Source organism: Xanthomonas sp. BRIP62411, from assembly GCF_003993525.1.
GTDB classification, from domain to species: Bacteria; Pseudomonadota; Gammaproteobacteria; order Xanthomonadales; family Xanthomonadaceae; genus Xanthomonas; species Xanthomonas euroxanthea.
The window spans coordinates 34,078-50,448 of record NZ_QEZI01000007.1 but is presented as its reverse complement, the minus strand read 5'-3'; the positions used below and the strand labels follow the sequence as shown (position 1 = coordinate 50,448).

The 16,371-nt window shown below is 67.8% G+C and carries 13 protein-coding genes; 6 read left to right on the top strand and 7 right to left on the bottom strand.

Annotated elements, in window-relative coordinates:
• Positions 1-403 precede the first annotated feature (403 nt).
• Together EO139_RS03800 and EO139_RS03795 are read right to left on the bottom strand one after the other, a co-directional pair.
• A complete protein-coding gene (locus EO139_RS03800) occupies positions 404-2,119 on the bottom strand; it encodes a ribonuclease H-like domain-containing protein (protein ID WP_206515116.1) in 1,716 nt (571 codons plus the stop codon).
• Complete coding sequence (locus tag EO139_RS03795) at positions 2,116-4,611, bottom strand: DEAD/DEAH box helicase (RefSeq protein WP_164739719.1); 2,496 nt, start codon at positions 4,609-4,611, stop codon at positions 2,116-2,118. Before EO139_RS03795 ends, EO139_RS03800 begins: the two co-directional genes overlap by 4 nt.
• A 173-nt stretch (positions 4,612-4,784) precedes the next feature.
• On the opposite strand from EO139_RS03795, the gene EO139_RS03790 reads away from it, so the two are divergent.
• From EO139_RS03790 to EO139_RS03780, 3 genes are all read left to right on the top strand, one after another.
• Positions 4,785-5,447, top strand: a complete 663-nt coding sequence (locus EO139_RS03790) for a hemolysin III family protein (protein ID WP_126969369.1) — start codon at positions 4,785-4,787, stop codon at positions 5,445-5,447.
• A 67-nt stretch (positions 5,448-5,514) separates the two neighbouring features.
• Positions 5,515-5,772 (top strand): type II toxin-antitoxin system Phd/YefM family antitoxin, encoded by a 258-nt coding sequence (locus EO139_RS03785; RefSeq protein ID WP_104585948.1) that lies wholly within the window; start codon positions 5,515-5,517, stop codon positions 5,770-5,772.
• Entirely contained in the window at positions 5,760-6,059 is a 300-nt protein-coding gene (locus EO139_RS03780; RefSeq protein WP_104585946.1) for a type II toxin-antitoxin system RelE/ParE family toxin, read from the top strand. Before EO139_RS03785 ends, EO139_RS03780 begins: the two co-directional genes overlap by 13 nt.
• A gap of 10 nt (positions 6,060-6,069) precedes the next feature.
• On the opposite strand, the gene EO139_RS03775 is transcribed toward EO139_RS03780, so the two are convergent.
• Both EO139_RS03775 and EO139_RS03770 read right to left on the bottom strand, forming a co-directional pair.
• Positions 6,070-6,588 carry a hypothetical protein gene (locus EO139_RS03775; RefSeq protein WP_184353709.1) on the bottom strand — a complete coding sequence of 173 codons (519 nt, stop codon included), beginning with the start codon at positions 6,586-6,588 and terminating at the stop codon, positions 6,070-6,072.
• A 192-nt stretch (positions 6,589-6,780) separates the two neighbouring features.
• The gene (locus EO139_RS03770; RefSeq protein ID WP_241235905.1) at positions 6,781-7,878 is read right to left on the bottom strand and encodes an ATP-grasp fold amidoligase family protein; all 1,098 of its coding nucleotides are present in this window, start codon (positions 7,876-7,878) and stop codon (positions 6,781-6,783) included.
• A gap of 340 nt (positions 7,879-8,218) precedes the next feature.
• Here EO139_RS03770 and EO139_RS03765 point away from each other — a divergent pair, with 340 nt between their 5' ends.
• Positions 8,219-8,863 carry a glutathione S-transferase family protein gene (locus tag EO139_RS03765; RefSeq protein ID WP_126969364.1) on the top strand — a complete coding sequence of 215 codons (645 nt, stop codon included), beginning with the start codon at positions 8,219-8,221 and terminating at the stop codon, positions 8,861-8,863.
• Positions 8,864-9,006: 143 nt separating this feature from the next.
• The gene (locus EO139_RS03760; RefSeq protein ID WP_126969362.1) at positions 9,007-9,714 is read left to right on the top strand and encodes a hypothetical protein; all 708 of its coding nucleotides are present in this window, start codon (positions 9,007-9,009) and stop codon (positions 9,712-9,714) included.
• 147 nt (positions 9,715-9,861) lie between these two features.
• Here the strand turns inward: EO139_RS03760 and EO139_RS03755 are convergent, their stop codons facing one another.
• From EO139_RS03755 to EO139_RS03745, 3 genes are all read right to left on the bottom strand, one after another.
• Positions 9,862-11,943 (bottom strand): M13 family metallopeptidase, encoded by a 2,082-nt coding sequence (locus tag EO139_RS03755; protein ID WP_126969360.1) that lies wholly within the window; start codon positions 11,941-11,943, stop codon positions 9,862-9,864.
• Positions 11,944-12,209: 266 nt separating this feature from the next.
• Positions 12,210-14,291, bottom strand: a complete 2,082-nt coding sequence (locus tag EO139_RS03750; protein ID WP_126969358.1) for a M13 family metallopeptidase — start codon at positions 14,289-14,291, stop codon at positions 12,210-12,212.
• A 172-nt stretch (positions 14,292-14,463) separates the two neighbouring features.
• Positions 14,464-15,351: a LysR family transcriptional regulator gene (locus tag EO139_RS03745; RefSeq protein ID WP_126942000.1), complete on the bottom strand. Its 888-nt coding sequence runs from the start codon at positions 15,349-15,351 to the stop codon at positions 14,464-14,466.
• Positions 15,352-15,486: 135 nt separating this feature from the next.
• Between EO139_RS03745 and EO139_RS03740 the strand changes: the two genes are divergently transcribed.
• Positions 15,487-16,239 carry an SDR family oxidoreductase gene (locus EO139_RS03740; RefSeq protein WP_039518017.1) on the top strand — a complete coding sequence of 251 codons (753 nt, stop codon included), beginning with the start codon at positions 15,487-15,489 and terminating at the stop codon, positions 16,237-16,239.
• The last annotated feature ends 132 nt before the right edge of the window (positions 16,240-16,371 follow it).

Below are 16,371 nucleotides of genomic sequence, written 5' to 3'. Positions count from 1 at the left end.
GCTGAGCAGGGTAGAGATAGGGCACGCGATCCGACGAAGTGGGCTGGGGGACGACGAAGTGCAGGAAACGATGCCTGAAGCCGATAGCAGTCGTTAACTCCACCGCACAGTCCAAGGAAGCCCGGCGCCTCATGCGCGAGGCGATCGCACAGGGGCTGGCCACGCAGATCGAGGGCTGATCACGGCAAGCCGCGGCGCGGCGCAGCACGTTTCCCGTCGCCAACGCGGCCGTCTTTTCCGATGGCATTGCCGCAGCGGTACCGGCTCCGGGCACACCGCGCTTTCGGCTGGGCGTCGCTCTCACGTGCGCACTGCAAGGCGGTCGGGAGCGCTCCAGGGTGCATCCAGCATCGCAATCACGGGCCGATGCTGCGCTGATTGCGCGACCGATCGCGCATCGACCTCAAGGCGCGTCCATCAACGGAATCACCTCGCGGTCCTGTGCCTCCACCGCCACCAGGCGCTGCAGCAGCAGCGACAAGGTCACCACGTCCTGGTGGTTGTGCTCGGCCACGCGGCGCAGGTTGCGCGCGCTGCCGCCGCGCAGGTAGCTCAGCCATGCCGCCGGGGCTTCGGAGCCGGGCAGGTCGTCCTCGCGCACCACGCGCAGCAGTTGCCGTTCGATGGTGGCCAGCTTGCAGTTCTCCCAGGTGCCGCGATACCGCCGGCGTGTGGGGAACAGCAGGTCCACATGGTCCAGCGCGGAGATCGGGTCGCCGCGGCGCGCCAGCCGGTAGCGCGTCTTCAACAACGGCGCGTCGTAGCAGCGCCCGTTGTAGCTGGACAGCACCGTCTGCGGCGACAGCCAGCTGCGGAACAGGTCCAGCATCGCGCTTTCGGCCGCCATCGTGGACATCATCAGCTGGCGCACGCGCAGCCCGCTGCCCTGCGCAGCGTCGATGTGCCAATCGGCCACGCCGATCATGAAGGCGCGCGTGCCGGTGCCGCCGGCCAGGCCGGTGGTCTCGGTGTCGAAGAACAGCAGGTCCATCGGGTCCACCGCGTCCTCGCGCTTGGCGAAGGCCAGCGACAGCGCCTGGTGCGGAATCGCCTGCGGCAGGAAGGCTTCGATCAGGTGCAGGCCGGGCGCGATCTCGTTGCCGGGCAGCTGCCGGTCGGTGGAGGCCGCACGCAGCGGCGCGTGCGTCGAGACCGCGCGCTCGCGCAGGCCGATCATCCGGCGCAGCCCGGCGATATCGGTACGTCGCTGCGGTGCCGGCAGTGATGTGGGCGCAGCCGGTGTCGCGCGCACCGCCGGCATGCGCGCGGCCGCATCGGCCGCCGCGCCTGCCGGCTTGTGGCGCACCTCGTGCTCCACCCAGGCAAACGCCGAGGTATCGCGCGCAGGCGGCGCCGCAACCGGCGCCTGCAGGGCGCGGCGCGTCATCGCCGCTGCGGCGGGCTGGGGACGGGGCGCACGGACAGCCTCTGCGCTGCCGGGCTGCGCGCTTGGCGTAATCACACCGCGCGGCAGGGCGCGTGACGCAGACGCAGCCGCACCCGGTGCAGGCTGACGTTGGGCACGCGTGGGCATCACCGCATCGTCCCTGCGCGGTGCAGGCGTCAGCCCGCCGACCTGACGGCGTAGCAGGCGCAAACGTTCTGCGCTCACACCAGGGTCGCTGCCAGGCACCGGCGCTGCCGGCTCACGCGTCGGTGCCGTTGAAGACATTTCACTTGCGGCACGCGTGCGCGCATCGCCCACAACAACTGCTTTACCAGATGTTCGTCCGACCACTGCGGAATGCATCTGTTGTGCAGGCGAAAGCATCATGCATTCGGTCGCGAACGCTGAGGTTTCATCGTCCACGCCGGTCTGCGCGATCGCCGGCGCATCGCAGGGCGAAGATGCACCACGACGCACCTCACGTGCGGCAATGTCGCTAGTAGGAGCAGGATCCACGACTGCGCGTGCCATCGCTGCATGCGGCGCAACAGGCGCGCCTGCATTGGAATGCAGTTGGAGCACTCCACCAAGAATTCCGGCATCCGCATCAACCACAGGCGCTGCCTGCGCGCCATGCGCTGCATCGCCGTCTGCAACCGCCACCGGCGCACGCACATCGGCATGCCCGGCCTGGCGCCGCAACAGCCGCAGCCGGTCCGCACTTACACTCATGCAAGCACGTCCAGCGCCAGGTCCTCGTCCACCTGGGTGGCATGCCGCAACGGCGCATCGGCATCGAACAACAGCGCCAGCACCGTCAAGGCCAGCGACTTGGGCGACTCGCCCTTGCCTTCCTCGTGCGCGGCCAGCACCGGGCCCACGCAGGCCGGGCAGCCGGCGCTGCAATCGCACCGCCGCACCAGCTCGTCGGCGCGCTGCAGCAGCTCGGCCTGGCGCAGCCACAGCGGCTCGCTCAGGCCCACCCCGCCAGGAAAGTTGTCGTACAGATACACGGTGGGCACAAACGCCTGCTGCAATTCCACCGCGCCTTCTTCGCCTTCGTCCACGCCGCGCAATTGCCCGCGCCCGGTCTGGTCGGCCACCGCAAACCACGCACCGTCGCCATTGCCCACGGCTTTTTGCAGGTCGCGCGCATCGGCCATCACCGCCACCGTGGCCACCACGTGCAGCGCATAGGCGGCGCCCAGGAATCCATCCAGCGCGTCCTGCTTGGACGCAAACGCCTTGCCCAGGGTGGCCTGCGGCAGCTGCCACCACACCGCGGTGGTGTGCAGTTCCTGGTCGGGCAGGTTGACCGGGCCGTAGCCGATGTTCTCGTGCGTGTAGTAGCGGATCTTCTTGTAGCCGGACACGCGCCGCACCACATGCACCTCGCCGTGATGCGAATCGCCGCGCCCGGCCGCGCCGCCGTCGAAGCGGTCCAGCACCTTGAGCTTGGTGTAGTCGATGCTGTCGGTGTAGTAGTCCACGTGAGTGCGCGTGACATAGGCCTTGCGGCCTTCCCAGTCCAGCCGCTCCACCTGGTACGGCGTGCTCTGCACCATGTGGATGGCGCCTTCGTACAAGGTCAGCGCAGCGGCCGAGTAATCCACCTCGGCAATGATCTGCTGTTTGCCGTCGCTCTTGTCCACCACCACGAAGTTGCCGTCGGCCACCGAGCGCAGGCTCACCGCATTGGCCGGGTAGCTGTCGGCGATCCATTCCCAGCGGTCGCCTTCCTGGTGGATCACCTCGCTTTCGGCCAATGCTTCCAGGAACACCAGCGGGTCGATCGGCCCGAACGGTTCGCTGGCAATGAACGGCAGCTCGAACGCCGCGCAGCGGATGTGGTCGAACAGGATCAGCGGCTGGTCCGGCGCGATGCGTGCGTGCTCGGGCGAGGCATCGGCGAAGAAATCCGGGTGCCGCACCACGTACTGGTCCAGCGGCTGCGAGCTGGCCACCAGCACGCCCAGCGCCGGCTGCTGGCGCCGCCCGGCACGGCCGAAGCGCTGCCAGGTCGCCGCCACGCTGCCGGGGTAGCCGTTGAGGATCACCACGTCTAGCGCGCCGATATCCACGCCCAGTTCCAGCGCCGAGGTGGAAATGATGCCGTCGATATTGCCCGCGCGCATCGCGCGCTCCACCTCGCGCCGTTCGGTGGGCAGGTAGCCGCCGCGGTAGGCACGGATGCGTGGCGGCTTGCGCGGGTCGTGGTCGAAGATGTCTTTGAGGTACTTAGTCAGCACTTCCACCATCAGCCGCGTCTGCGCGAACACCAGCGTCTTCAACCCGCTCTTGATCGCGATGCGCGCAATGCGGTTGCTCTGCGAGCGTGCCGACGCGCGCAGGCCCAGGTCGGCATTGACCACCGGCGGGTTCCACAGCAGCACGTGCTTGTCTCCGGTGGGCGCGCCGGACTCGGTGATCGCGTGCACCTGCTCTTCGATCAAGGCCTGCGCGTGCGCATGCGGGTTGCCGATGGTGGCCGAGCACAGGATGAACTGCGGGTTGGCGCCGTAGAACGCGCAGATGCGCTTGAGCCGGCGCAGCACGTTGGTGACGTGGCTGCCGAACACCCCGCGGTAGGTGTGGATCTCGTCGATCACCACATAGCGCAGGTTCTCGAAGAACTGCGCCCACTTGGTGTGATGCGGCAGGATCGCCTGGTGCAGCATGTCCGGGTTGCTCACCACGATGTCGCCATGCAGGCGGATCGCCTGGCGCGCATCGCCCGGCGTATCGCCGTCGAAGGTGAAGGCCTTCACCCCCAGCGCGCCGGCGCGGTTCAATTCCAGCAACTCGGCCACCTGGTCCTGTGCCAGCGCCTTGGTCGGGAACAGGTACAGCGCCTTGGCGCCGGAAGTCATCGCCGCGCTCACCACCGGCAACGTGTAGCACAGCGACTTGCCCGAGGCGGTGGGCGTCACGATCGCCACATGCTCGCCGCGCTGGGTGGCCGCCCAGGCGTCGGCCTGGTGGCTGTAGAGCCGGTCGATGCCGCGCGCGCGCAAGGCGTCGGCCAGCGCGGCCGGCACGTCGTCCGGGATCGGCGCATAGCGGCCCTCGCGGCCGGGCAGGGTGAAGCTGCCGGTGATGCGGTCGTGGTAACGCCGTTCCAGGCGTTCGGTGAGCAGTGCGCCATCGCGGCTGGGCCGGCCATCGGTGGTGGCCAGCGCGCGTTCGGCGGTTTCGGTGCGGGGAGCGAGGGCAAACGGAGGCATACGGCGGCTCCCAAAGAGGGGCATGAGACAGGGGAGGTGTCTCAGGGTATGAGACCGAGGCCAAACCGGCGAGCCTGTGTCACTGAGCGGATTCAGCAAGCCGGGTATTCTGTTGCCCCCGCCGCGTCACCGTTGCCTGCACGGCGTGGGCTCCCCCATCTCGAAGAACCGCCGTGCCCGTTTCCCCCAGCATCACCGCCCCGCACTACAAGACCCGCTCCGCCCGCCGTGCCGATGTGATCGTGCATGCGGCCGGCCTGTTCCTGGCCATCGTCGGCGGTGCCTGGATGGTCTGGCGCGCCCACGCCAACCAGACCATGCTGCTGGCCACCTGCGTGTACGCGCTGGGGCTGCTGGTGATGTTCGGCTGCTCGGCGGCCTACAACTTCGCCCCGCCGCAGCGCCAGCCGATGCTGCGCAAGTTCGACCACGCCGGCATCTTCGTGATGATCGCCGGCTCCTACACGCCGTTCCTGCTGGTCGCCCTGGACGGCACCTGGCGCTGGGCGATGATCCTGGGCGTGTGGGGCGTGGCCTTGTTCGGCGTGTTTGCCAAGCTGTTCCTGCCCGGCATCGCCAAGGGCTTCTGGGTGGCGATCTACCTGCTGCTGGGCTGGGCCGGCATCGTGGTGATCAAGCCGTTCGTCGCCGGCCTGGACAGCACCGTGCTCTGGCTGATCGCCGCCGGCGGCGCGTTCTACACCGTGGGCGTCACCTTCTACGTACGCAAGTCGCTGGTCTACAACCGCGCCATCTGGCACGCCCACGTGCTGGGCGGCGCGCTCTTGCACTGGTGCGCCATCTGGTTGTGCCTGCGGCCGTTGGGTGGGGTGTAGCCAGGTCGGCCGCCTCGCCCGGCGCAGCCGACTTGCCTCACCCTGAGTGATACTTTAGTGTCACTCCATGCGCACAGAACTTGTCACCACGCTCAAGCGTCAGGCCACCGAACTCCTCGCTGATGTCGAGCGCGACAAGGAGCCGATCCTGATTACCCAGCATGGTCTGCCCAGCGCATATCTGGTCGATGTCACCAGCTATGAGCGCCTGCAGCAGCGGATGGCGATCCTCGAAGGTATCGCCCGTGGTGAAATGGCGGTAGCGGAAGGCCGCAGCCTGAGCCACGAGCAGGCCAAACAACGCCTGGCGCGATGGCTGAAATAGTCTGGTCGGAGCCGGCGGTGGCCGACCTGGACGCGATTGCCGACTACATTGCACTTGAGGACGCAGCCGCCGCAGCGGCACTGGTGAGACGGGTGGTTGCGCATGTCGAGCAATTGGCCGAGCACCCGGAGAGCGGGAGCCGCCCGCAGGAGCTCAAGCGCTCCCGCTACCGTCAAATCGTCGAACCACCGTGCCGCGTGTTCTACCGTGTGGATGGGCAGCGCGTCGTCGTGGTTCACGTGATGCGCTCGGAGCGGTTACTCCGGAGAAATCGTCTTTCGCGCTGACAGCGCCCCCCTACAACTTGGTCTTCAACACCGCCTCGAAGGCCGCGTCCGGCGCGATGCTGTCGGAGAGCACGATCACCGAATGCAGCGTGCCCCGGGCCTGCACGTTGTACTCGAAGCCCACCGGCGTGCCGCCGTGGCTGAACACCTCGATCTCGCTGTACTCGCCGAGCCGGCCTTCGTAACTTTCGCGATCGAAGCCGTGCTCCTTGGCAAAGTTGCCGGCGGCGGTACGTGCGCCTTCCCACACCGCGTCCTCGTAGGTCATCGGCTGCAGCAGGCTGATCAGGTGCGTCGCGCAGGCGGTGGTGCTGGTCACGCCATAGCCATCGACCTCGCCCATCAGCGGGATCTTGTGCCTGGTGCGCTTGGGCGTGGCGGTGACCGTGCAGCCAAGCTGCTGCAGGTTGGCAAGGGTGAAGTGCTCGGCTTCCGGGCGCGGCGCGCCGGGGGTGCCGGCGCCGGTACACGCGCACAACGCGCAGAGCAGGCCGAGTGGGAGGCAGCGGTGTAGGCGAAGGTTCGGCAAGGGGGCGTCCATGCAAGGGGGCAAGTGCGGCACCGCGGTCGGCGGTGCGCCGGATGCGGGCGCATCGGCGGCCGTGGAGTATCCGCCGCTGCCGGCTGGCGCGCCAGGCGCACTGTGGCCGGCGGCAGTGCGACGGCGCGGTGCACGTTTCCCTTGCCCGCAGCCGCGTGGCGTGCCGCGGCCGTACTCACCTCACCGCGTCGGCACCCGCATGCGGATGCCGTCCGTCGCAAAGGACGGGTCCAGCGGCGCCCGCCGCTGCACCCACATGTCGCCCATCATCCGGTCCAGCCCGCGGTCCAGGCCGGTGACCAGCCCCGCACCCGGGGTGAAGGTCAGCTCGCCGAAGTAGATCTGCCCGCGCTGGATGTACCAGTCCACCCGCACGTAATCGACATCGCCCGCCAGCCGCTTGCTCAGTTCCAGCGCCTGTTCCAGCAGCGCCGGCGGGCTGGGCGGCGTGCGCCCGTCGTCGCGGATGCGGTGGAAGGCCGTGTGCAGGTTGTTCACGAAGAAGGTCATCGCCAGCTTGGGCGTGTCGAAGCGCCCGTAGATCACCTGCAGCACGTACTGAAAACTGCCGTCGGCCTGGCGGAACATGTGGAACTTGTAGTCCACCGGCACCTGCTGCGCATCGCCGATGTACTCCTCCACCAGGATCCGCGGCGGAATATCGCGGTAATGGATCTCGCGCACCATGTCGGAGAAGTCGGTGCGCAGCCACTGGCCGCAGCGCTCGATGATGCGCCGTTTCTGCACCGCGTCCGGCTCCTCGCGCACCACCTCCACCATCGCCGCGCCGTGGTTGGCCTTGATCACGGTCTGCCGCCACTGCGGCAGGCGCAACAGCTCCTGCGGGTCGGTGCTGTCCAGCAGCAGCGGGATCAGGTGCGCCTCGCCGATCCTGGCCGCCACATACGGGCGCACCGCAAACTTGTCCGCCAGCCGCTGGTACAGCGGGTAATCGCCGTGCACGCACTTGCGGTAGAGGATCTTCTCGTTGAAGCACTTGGGCGCATACAGGTCCGGCAGCCGCCCGAAGGTGTGCAGGTAATACAGCCGGTCCTGGTGCCGCCAGGGCAGGGTACGCAGCAGGCCGCGCGCGCCTTTGCGCAGCAGGCGCCTGAGGCCCGGCATGTCCGAGGCCGGTGCGGGCAGCTGCGGTGCCGGGGCCGCGCAGCGCTCGTCGAACGAGGCCATCAACGGCGGCGGCATGGCCAACCATCCTTGCGCTGGCGCACCGCGCCCGCCCACCAACGGCGTGGTGAGCGCCAGCATGTTGTCGGTCATGTGGAAATCCTTGATCCGCTAATAAAGTGCGACACCAGTCACATTTTATTGTGACGTAGCGCACGATATACGGAAAAGGCGAGACCAGGGGAGCAATTTGTTTCAAACCGCCTGCCGGCCTGAATCAGGTCGCTTTCGCGCCCTGGCTGGTCGCCTCCAGCCAGCAAGCCGGCGCCGCAAGGGGCTGCCAGCGCCGGGCATGGCCCGGTCCGCTGCGCCGCCGGGCCGGGGCGTGGCACCCTCCGGCCACCGAGCCGGCCGCGGCATGACCCGGTCCGCCCTTTGCACGCACCGGCGGCAACCGGCACCGTAGCCCGCTCACCTCAACGGAGCCGTCTGCATGACCATCACCATCACCGCCTTCGAACGCTCGCCCGACGGCGGCAGGGGCCTGGTGCGCGATCTGCGCGTGCGCTGGGCGCTGGAAGAGGTGGGCCAGCCCTACCAGGTGCGGCGGCTGCCCTTCGCCGCGCTGAAGCAACCCGCGCATCTGGCCCTGCACCCGTTCGGCCAGATCCCCACCTTCGAACAGGGCGCGCTGGTGCTGTTCGAAACCGGCGCCATCGTCCTGCACATCGCCGAGCGTTATCCCGGCCTGCTGCCGGCCGACCCCAACGCCCGCGCCCGTGCCATCGCCTGGATGTTTGCCGCGCTCAACACGGTGGAGCCGCCCAGCCTGGAGCTGGCCACCGCCACGCTGCTGGAAGCCGACAAACCCTGGACCGCAGAGCGCATGCCGCTGCTGCAAAAGCGCATCCGCCGGCGCCTGCAGCACCTCACCGCGCACCTGGGCAGCAACGCCTGGCTCGATGGCGACTTCAGCGTCGGCGACCTGCTGATGGCGTCGGTGCTGCTGCGCATCGGGCACTTCGGCCTGCTGGACGCCTTCCCCGAACTGCTGGCCTATGTCGCCCGCGCCGAGCGCCGGCCGGCCTACCAACGCGCCTTTGCGGCGCAGTGGGCGATCAACGGGGCAGGTGCCTGAGCGAGGGGGCCAACGGCACGGAGCTCGCTGCCCGCTCCCCTCGGGGCAGTGTCGGCTTCCCATGCCCACAGGCACAGGCCGCAGTCGCATGGCGCGCCGACATCGCGCACCATGCCGCCGTCTTCAACGGAATGGAGTGACCCATGCGCACAACCCACGTCCTGGCCCTGGCCGCCCTGTGCAGTGCGCTCGCCGCCTGCACAGACACAGGCCGGCCAGCGCCTACCGACCAAGCGTCAGCGGCCACGCCTGCAGCGGCCACACCCACGGCAGGCCCCGGCGCAGCAGCGCCGTCGCCGGATCGAACAACCGCCCTCACCCAGGGCGTGAGCCAGCAGGCACGGCGCTACCTGTGCCCGCAGGGTCCGGGCGCTTGCAAGACCAGTGGGCCATTGGTGGCCGACTCCGAGGCAGAAGCACAGTGGCTGCTCACCCACGGCTACCCCACCGAGAGCGAGCGCGCACGCCTGGATACCTTGCACCTGGACCAGCTCAAGGCAGCGTCGCAGGCAGGCAACCAGGCCGCCACGGTGGTCTACGGCATCAAGACCGCAGTTGCCGGCCGCTTCTCCGCCGGCATCGGCATCCTGCGGCGGGCCGCACTGGCCGGCAACCTGTATGCCTACTACGGCCTGTCGGAGGTGTATGCCAGCGACACGCAGCACAAGAACCTGGTCGACAGCCTGGCCTACCTGCGCCTGGCGTCCCTGCTGGGTGATGGCAAAGCCGCGCGCGCCATCGCGGCGAAAGGACTCAGCGGCGTCGAAAACGCCGTTGCCGACGAGCGCGCCGCAGCGCTCTACAAGACGTTTTCCCACTACCAGCGCCCGGCGCCCAGACCGCTCGACTAAGCGTGCACTGCGCGGGCCGAATGCACGGCCGTGCAGGAGGCACCACCGGCGCGGCTGCAGCAGCCCGGCGCCTCACCGGGCACGGCCCGGCAGGCCGTCAACGCAGCACAGCGGCCTGCGCGGCCGCCGCACCGCCCAACGCCCGCCTCACCAGACCTGTGCACGCTCCTGATCGGAGCGCACCATCACATCGCCCGCCTTGCACGAGAACGCCTTGGCGTACTGCGGCATGTTGGACGGCCCGGCGTTGACGCGTACCACGCTGGGCGGATGCGGGTCGGCGTTGAGCGCCTTCACCTGTGCTTCTTCCCGGCGCGCACTGCGGTGCTTCCGCGCCCAGTTGATGAAGAAGCGCTGCTCGGGCGTATACCCATCGATGGCGACGTTGCGCTCGGGGTGCTGTTGCAGATCCAGCATCAACGCATCGTAGGCGGTGCCGACCCCGGTGAAGTCGGCGATGCTCTCGCCCAGCACCAGCTGCCCGTTGACGTGCAGGTTCGGGCGGTTCTTGAGCGGCACGTAGCTGCTCATCTGCTGCTTGATCCTGTCGGTGCGGGTGTCGAACGCGGCAACATCCGCGGGCAACCACCAATTGCGTGTGGCGCCGATGGCATCGAATTGCCTGCCCTCGTCATCGAAGGCATGGCTGATCTCGTGACCGATCATGGTGCCGATCCCGCCATAGTTGAGGCCATCGTCGGCAGTGGCACTGAACAACAGCGGCTGCAGGATCACCGCAGGAAAGAAGATGCTGTTCTGGCGCGGCGCGTAGAAGGCATTTACGGTCTGCGGCGCCACATCGTCCCAGCTCATCCGATCGGCCGGCTTGCCGATCCTGGCCATGTCGGCGCGGTGGTTGAAGGCGGCCGCACGTTCGATATTGCCGAGATAGGCGCCCTCTTCCAGCCGCAAGCCCGACCAATCCTGCCACCGGTCCGGATACCCGATCTTGGGAACGATGTTGGCGAGCTTGTCCAATGCCTTGGCCTTGGTCGGAGCGCTCAGCCAGTCGGCATGCGTGATGCGCAGCTTCATGGCGGCACGCACGTTTTCCACCAGCGCCAGCGCCTGCTGCTTGGAGGCAGGAGAGAAGTGGCGGGCCACATAGAGCTGGCCCATCGCCTCGGCGATCGTCGTGTTCAACGCATCGATCACCTGCTTCCAGCGTGGCGGCTGCACCTGCCGGCCCTCCAGCGTCTTGGCGTAAAACGCGAAATGGTTCTCCACGAACGGCTTGCTCAGGGCCGGTGCCGCATCGTCGATGGCGCGGAAGCGCAGGTAGGCTTTCCACTGCGCCACCGGCGCGCGCTGCAACTGCGCATCGAATGCCTTGAAGAACGCCAGCTGCGACAGCGCCAGGCCGCTTTCCCCTTCGACGCCTTGCGCGGCCATGAAGCGGTCCCAGGCAAAATGCGGCGTCAGCGCATTGGCCTGTGCCGTGGTGAGCCAGTGGTAGGTGTTGCTGGGCTCGCGCATCTGGGCCGGCGTCAGCAGCGCGGCGGCCAGGCGGCTTTCCAGTTGCAGCACCTGCGCTGCCTGCACCGATGCCTGTGCGGCCGGTGTTCCCGCCAGCACGAACGACCGCGCGATATACGCCAGGTAGGCTTTGCGAATGCCGGCATATTGCGCATCGGCATAGTAATCCTTGGAGGGGAGCGTCATGCCTTCGACGTTGGCATAGGCCACCATCGTCGAAACGTCCTTTTCATCCGGATGCGCAACAAACTGAAACAGCACCGTGGCGCCTTGGGCATGACGTTGGGTAATGAAGCCGGCAATGGCGCGCGCATCCTTCAGCGCATCGATCTCGGCGAGCCGTTGCCGGATCGGCGCCGCGCCCAGGCGCTCGATGCCCGCCTCGTCCATGCCCGAGGCGTAGAACGTCCTGACCAGCTGCTCGATCGAACCGGCTGTCGGCTGCGACTGCAGCAACGCCTCTGCAATGGCGTGCTGATCCCGATAGGCGCGGTTGTAGAAATCAAACGAGGTACCAATGCCAACCTCGTCGTCAGGGATGCCTCTGGCAAGCGCCTTGCCGTTGGCAAAGGCATTCAGATCCTGGCAGGGGTCGGCAGCGGGATCCAGTTCGTTGATATCCAACGCCGGTGCAGCGGCAGTGGCCATCGGAACCGGCGCTGCAGGTTTGGCGTTGATTGCCTGCTCGCTGGCCTGCTTGCAACCGCTCAATGCCATGAAGGCCGCAAGCGCGAGAAGGTTCCTGCTCAACATGGTCGTGGCAGCCGTACATGGGGGAGTGCAGCGAGCTTAGTCGAGCGCTTGGCGCAGTCTGCGCGCAGACGAACAAAGTTGAGCATTCCCCCAACGCGATCAGCGGCCAGTATGCGCAAAAACGAAGTGGTGCCGTCACGACGACCGCATCACGGCCCGCGTCGAGGGCGCGATGCCACCATGCGCTGCAGACTGTTCGCACATGCCGCTGCAATGCCATCCATGCATCCACGGCCACCAACCCACCACGCGGCAAAACGCCCGCCTCACCAGACCTGTGCACGCTCCTGATCGGAGCGCACCATCGCATCGCCGGCCTTGCACGAGAACGCCTTGGCGTACTGCGGCATGTTGGACGGCCCGGCGTTGACGCGTACCACGCTGGGCGGGTGCGGGTCGGCGTTGAGCGCCTTCACCTGCACTTCTTCCCGGCGCGCATTGCGATACAGCCGGGCCCAGTTGATGAAGAAGCGTTGCTCGGGCGTGTAGCCGTCCACGGCGACATTGCGCTCGGGGTGTTGTTGCAGATCCAGCATCAGCGCGTCGTAGGCGATGGTGACCCCGGTGAAGTCGGCGATGCTTTCGCCCAGCACCAGCTGCCCGTTGACGTGCAGGTCCGGCCTGCTCTTGAGCGGCACGTAGCGGCCCACCAGCTGCTTGATCTTGCCGGTGCGCGCCTCGAAGGCCACCCGGTCCGCCGGCAGCCACCAGTTCCGGTTGGCACCGATGGCATCGAACTGGCTGCCCTCGTCATCGAAGCCGTGGCTGATCTCGTGGCCGATGAACCCGCCGATTCCGCCATAGTTGAGGCCATCGTCGGCCGTTGCCGCAAACAGCGGCGGCTGCAGGATCACCGCGGGAAAGTAGATGCTGTTTTCGCGTGGTGCGTAGAAGGCATTCACGGTCTGCGGCGCCACATCGCCCCAGCTCTTGCGGTCCACCGGCTTGCCGACCTTGGCCATCTCGGCGCGGTGATTGAACGCCGCCGCCCGTTCGATGTTCTGCAGGTAGGTGCCGGTGTCCAGCTGCAGGCCCGACCACGCCCGCCAGGTGTCCGGATACCCGATCTTCGGCATCATGTTGGCCAGCTTGTCCAATGCCTTGGCCTTGGTCGCAGGGCTCATCCAGTCGGCGTGCGTGATGCGCAGCTTCATGGCGGCGCGCACATTCTCCACCAGCGCCAGCACCTGCTGCTTGGAGGCCGGGGGAAATTTCTGGGCGACATACAGCTGGCCCATTGCCTCGGCGATCGTCTGGTTCAATGTGGTGATCACCTGTTTCCAGCGCGGCTGCTGCACCTGCCGGCCCTCCAGCGTTGTGGAGTGGAACGCGAAGTGGTTCTGCGCGAATGGCTTGCTCAGTGCCGGCGCCGCATCGTCGATGGTGCGGAAGCGCAGGTAGGCCTTCCATTGCGCCACCGGCGCGCGCTGCAACTGCGCATCGAATGCCTTGAAGAACGCCAGCTGCGACAGCGCCAGGCCGCTTTCCCCGGTGACACCTTGCGCGGCCATGAAGCGGTCCCAGGCGAAGTGCGGCGTCAGCGCATTGGCCTGCGCGGTGGTGAGCCAGTGGTACATGTTCTTCGGCTCGCGCTGCTCGGCCGGTGTGAGCAGTGCGGCGGCCAGGCGGCTTTCCAGCTGCAGCACCTGCCCGGCCTGCACGGCCGCTTGCTCGGCCGGCACGCCGGCCAGGACGAACGTGCGCTGGATGTACGCAAGGTAGGCCTTGCGGATGGGAGCGTACTGCGCGTCCACATAATAATTTTTTGCGGGCAGCGTCATGCCTTCGACCAGGGCATAGCCCACCATCTTCGACACGCTCTGCGCGTCGGGCTGGGCAACGAACTGGAACAGCACGTTGGCGCCCTCGGCGTGGCGCTGGGTGATGAAGCCGGCAATGTCGCCCGCATCTTTCAAGGCATCGATCGCCGCCAGCCGCGGCTGGATGGGCGCCGCGCCCAGGCGCTCGATGCCCGCCTCGTCCATGCCCGAGGCGTAGAACGTCCTGACCAGCTGCTCCACCGAGCCGCTGGCCGGCTGCGCTTTCAGCAAGGCCTCTGCAATGGCGTGCTGATCCCGATAGCTGGCGTTGTAGACGTCATACGAGGTGCCGATGCCCACCTCGTCGTCGGGGATGCCCCTGGCCAGCGCCTTGCCGTTGGCGAAGGCATTGAGATCCTGGCAGGCGTCGGCACCTGGATCCAGTTCGTTGATATCCAGCGCCGGTGCCGCCGCGGTGGCTGCCGCCGCAGGTGTGGGTGCGGTGGGCGCGGTCGCTTGCTCGCTGGCCTGCTTACAACCGCTCAATGCCATGAAGGTGGCAAGCGCGAGAACGTGTCTGCTCAACATGGGCGTGGCAGCCGTGCATGGGGAAGGTGCCGCGAGCTTAGGCGAGCCTTGCGCGCAGGCTGCGCGCGGGCGAACAAAGTTGAGCATTCCCGCGCCCGCAGCGGCACATGCGTGCAGGAAAGCGAAGCGCCGGCGGCGCCCCGGCACCGGCACCACCGCAGCGCAGGTGGCGCTAACGGTTGAGCTGCGGAATCTTTGCAAACGCCTCGGCAATGAAATCCATGAACACCAGCGCGCGCTTGGGCACCAACCGGTTGGCGGCGTAGACAATCTGCATCGGCGCCGGCGGCGGCGCAAAGGCATCCAGCACGGTCTGCAATTCGCCCGAGGCCAGGCCTTCTTCGTACAGCCACGCCGGGCCCAGGCCGATGCCGAGCCCGGCGCTGACCGCCGCCCGCGCGGCCTCGGGCGAGTTGACCCGGAACCGGCCGGACACCGGCACGTCGGTATCGCGGAAACGCCAGCTCGCCCCGGTGCTGAGCAGCGTGTACAGCACGCAGTCGTGGTGGCGCAGGTCCTCGGGCACGGCTGGCACCCCGCGCCTGTCCAGGTAGGCGCGGCTGGCCACCGTCACCCGCGTGAACGCGCCGATGCGGCGTGCGCGCAGCGCGCTGCTGTCCAGGTGGCCGATGCGGATGGCCAGCTCCGCGCCTTCGTCGAGCAGGTTCACGTAGCGGTCGTTGATCTGCAGGTCCAGCTCCAGTGCCGGAAACCGCTGCAAGAACGCCGGCACCAGCGGCAGCACGAAGGTATGCGACAACGCCGTGGGGCAGGCCACCCGCAGCAGCCCGGACGGTTGCACGTCGTCGCGCAGCGCCATTTCAGACTCGCCCACCGCATCCAGGATGCGGCGCACCTCCGCGTAATAGCGCTCGCCCTCCGGGGTGAGCACCAGCTTGCGGGTGGAGCGGTTGAGCAGCCGGGTCTGCAGGTGCTGCTCCAGCGCCGCCACATGCCGGCTGACGTTGGGCTGGCCCAGCCCCAGGTCGCGCCCGGCGGCGGAAAAGCTGCCCGTCTCCACCGCGCGGGCAAAGCAGGTCATCAGCAGAAACCGGTCCATGCGTCCTCGATTCATGCGCACAGCGCATGAAGGTTATGTTCCCGCAGGATCTTATAGCAGCAGGCGCATGGGGCGAAGATGCCGCATCGAAGGCCGCCATACGGCGGCCGGGCACCGCACCATCAGGAGCACACCATGTCACGTCTTGCAGGCAAACGTACCCTCATCACCGGCGGCACCACCGGCATTGGCCTGGAAACCGCCAAGCAGTTCCTCGCCGAAGGCGCCCGCGTCATCGTCACCGGCGTCAACCCCGACTCCATCGCCAAGGCCCAGGCCATCCTGGGGCCCGACGTGCCGGTGCTGCGCGCCGACTCGGCCAGCGTTGCCGCCCAGCAGGAGCTGGCGCAGGCGGTGCAGGCCCATTACGGCCAGCTGGATGTCGTCTTCCTCAATGCCGGCGTCTCGGTCTGGGTGCCGATCGAAGAGTGGACCGAGCAGGCCTTCGACGCCTCCTTCGCCATCAACGTCAAGGGCCCGTACTTCCTGCTGCAGGCGCTGCTGCCGGTGCTGGCCAACCCCGCCTCGGTGGTGCTCAACACTTCCGTCAACGTGCATGCCGGCATGGCCCGCTCGTCGGTGTATGCCGCCACCAAGGCCGCCTTCCTCAGCATGACCAAGACCCTGTCCAGCGAGCTGCTGGGCCGCGGCATCCGCGTCAATGCCGTCAGCCCCGGCCCGGTGGAAACCCCGCTGTACGACAAGCTCGGCGTGCCCGACGCCTACCGTGCAAAGCTCAACGAGGAAATCGCCGCCAGCATCCCGATGGGCCGCTTCGGCACCCCGGAAGAGGTGGCCAAGGCCGTGCTGTACCTGGCCTCGGACGAATCCAGCTGGACGGTGGGTTCGGAAATCGTGGTCGACGGCGGGCGCCTGCTCAACGGCTGAGCCTGGCGGCCCCCCGCCAGGCGCCGGCAGGCGGCGCGCCTCGCCGCCCTGCCGGCACCCACCTGCGCCTGCGTATCGCCATGCACCGGTTGCATGGCGATGCGCAGGCGTTTTCTGCCATGCAGGCAAGGC

Coding starts and splice junctions, on each gene's coding strand:
- EO139_RS03765 (WP_126969364.1), top strand. CDS start 8,219: ATGACCATCACCATCACCGCCTTCGAACGCTCGCCCGACGGCGGCAGG.
- EO139_RS03780 (WP_104585946.1), top strand. CDS start 5,760: ATGGCTGAAATAGTCTGGTCGGAGCCGGCGGTGGCCGACCTGGACGCG.
- EO139_RS03740 (WP_039518017.1), top strand. CDS start 15,487: ATGTCACGTCTTGCAGGCAAACGTACCCTCATCACCGGCGGCACCACC.
- EO139_RS03750 (WP_126969358.1), bottom strand. CDS start 14,291: ATGTTGAGCAGACACGTTCTCGCGCTTGCCACCTTCATGGCATTGAGC.
- EO139_RS03795 (WP_164739719.1), bottom strand. CDS start 4,611: ATGCCTCCGTTTGCCCTCGCTCCCCGCACCGAAACCGCCGAACGCGCG.
- EO139_RS03800 (WP_206515116.1), bottom strand. CDS start 2,119: ATGAGTGTAAGTGCGGACCGGCTGCGGCTGTTGCGGCGCCAGGCCGGG.
- EO139_RS03760 (WP_126969362.1), top strand. CDS start 9,007: ATGCGCACAACCCACGTCCTGGCCCTGGCCGCCCTGTGCAGTGCGCTC.
- EO139_RS03785 (WP_104585948.1), top strand. CDS start 5,515: ATGCGCACAGAACTTGTCACCACGCTCAAGCGTCAGGCCACCGAACTC.
- EO139_RS03770 (WP_241235905.1), bottom strand. CDS start 7,878: ATGACCGACAACATGCTGGCGCTCACCACGCCGTTGGTGGGCGGGCGC.
- EO139_RS03745 (WP_126942000.1), bottom strand. CDS start 15,351: ATGGACCGGTTTCTGCTGATGACCTGCTTTGCCCGCGCGGTGGAGACG.
- EO139_RS03755 (WP_126969360.1), bottom strand. CDS start 11,943: ATGTTGAGCAGGAACCTTCTCGCGCTTGCGGCCTTCATGGCATTGAGC.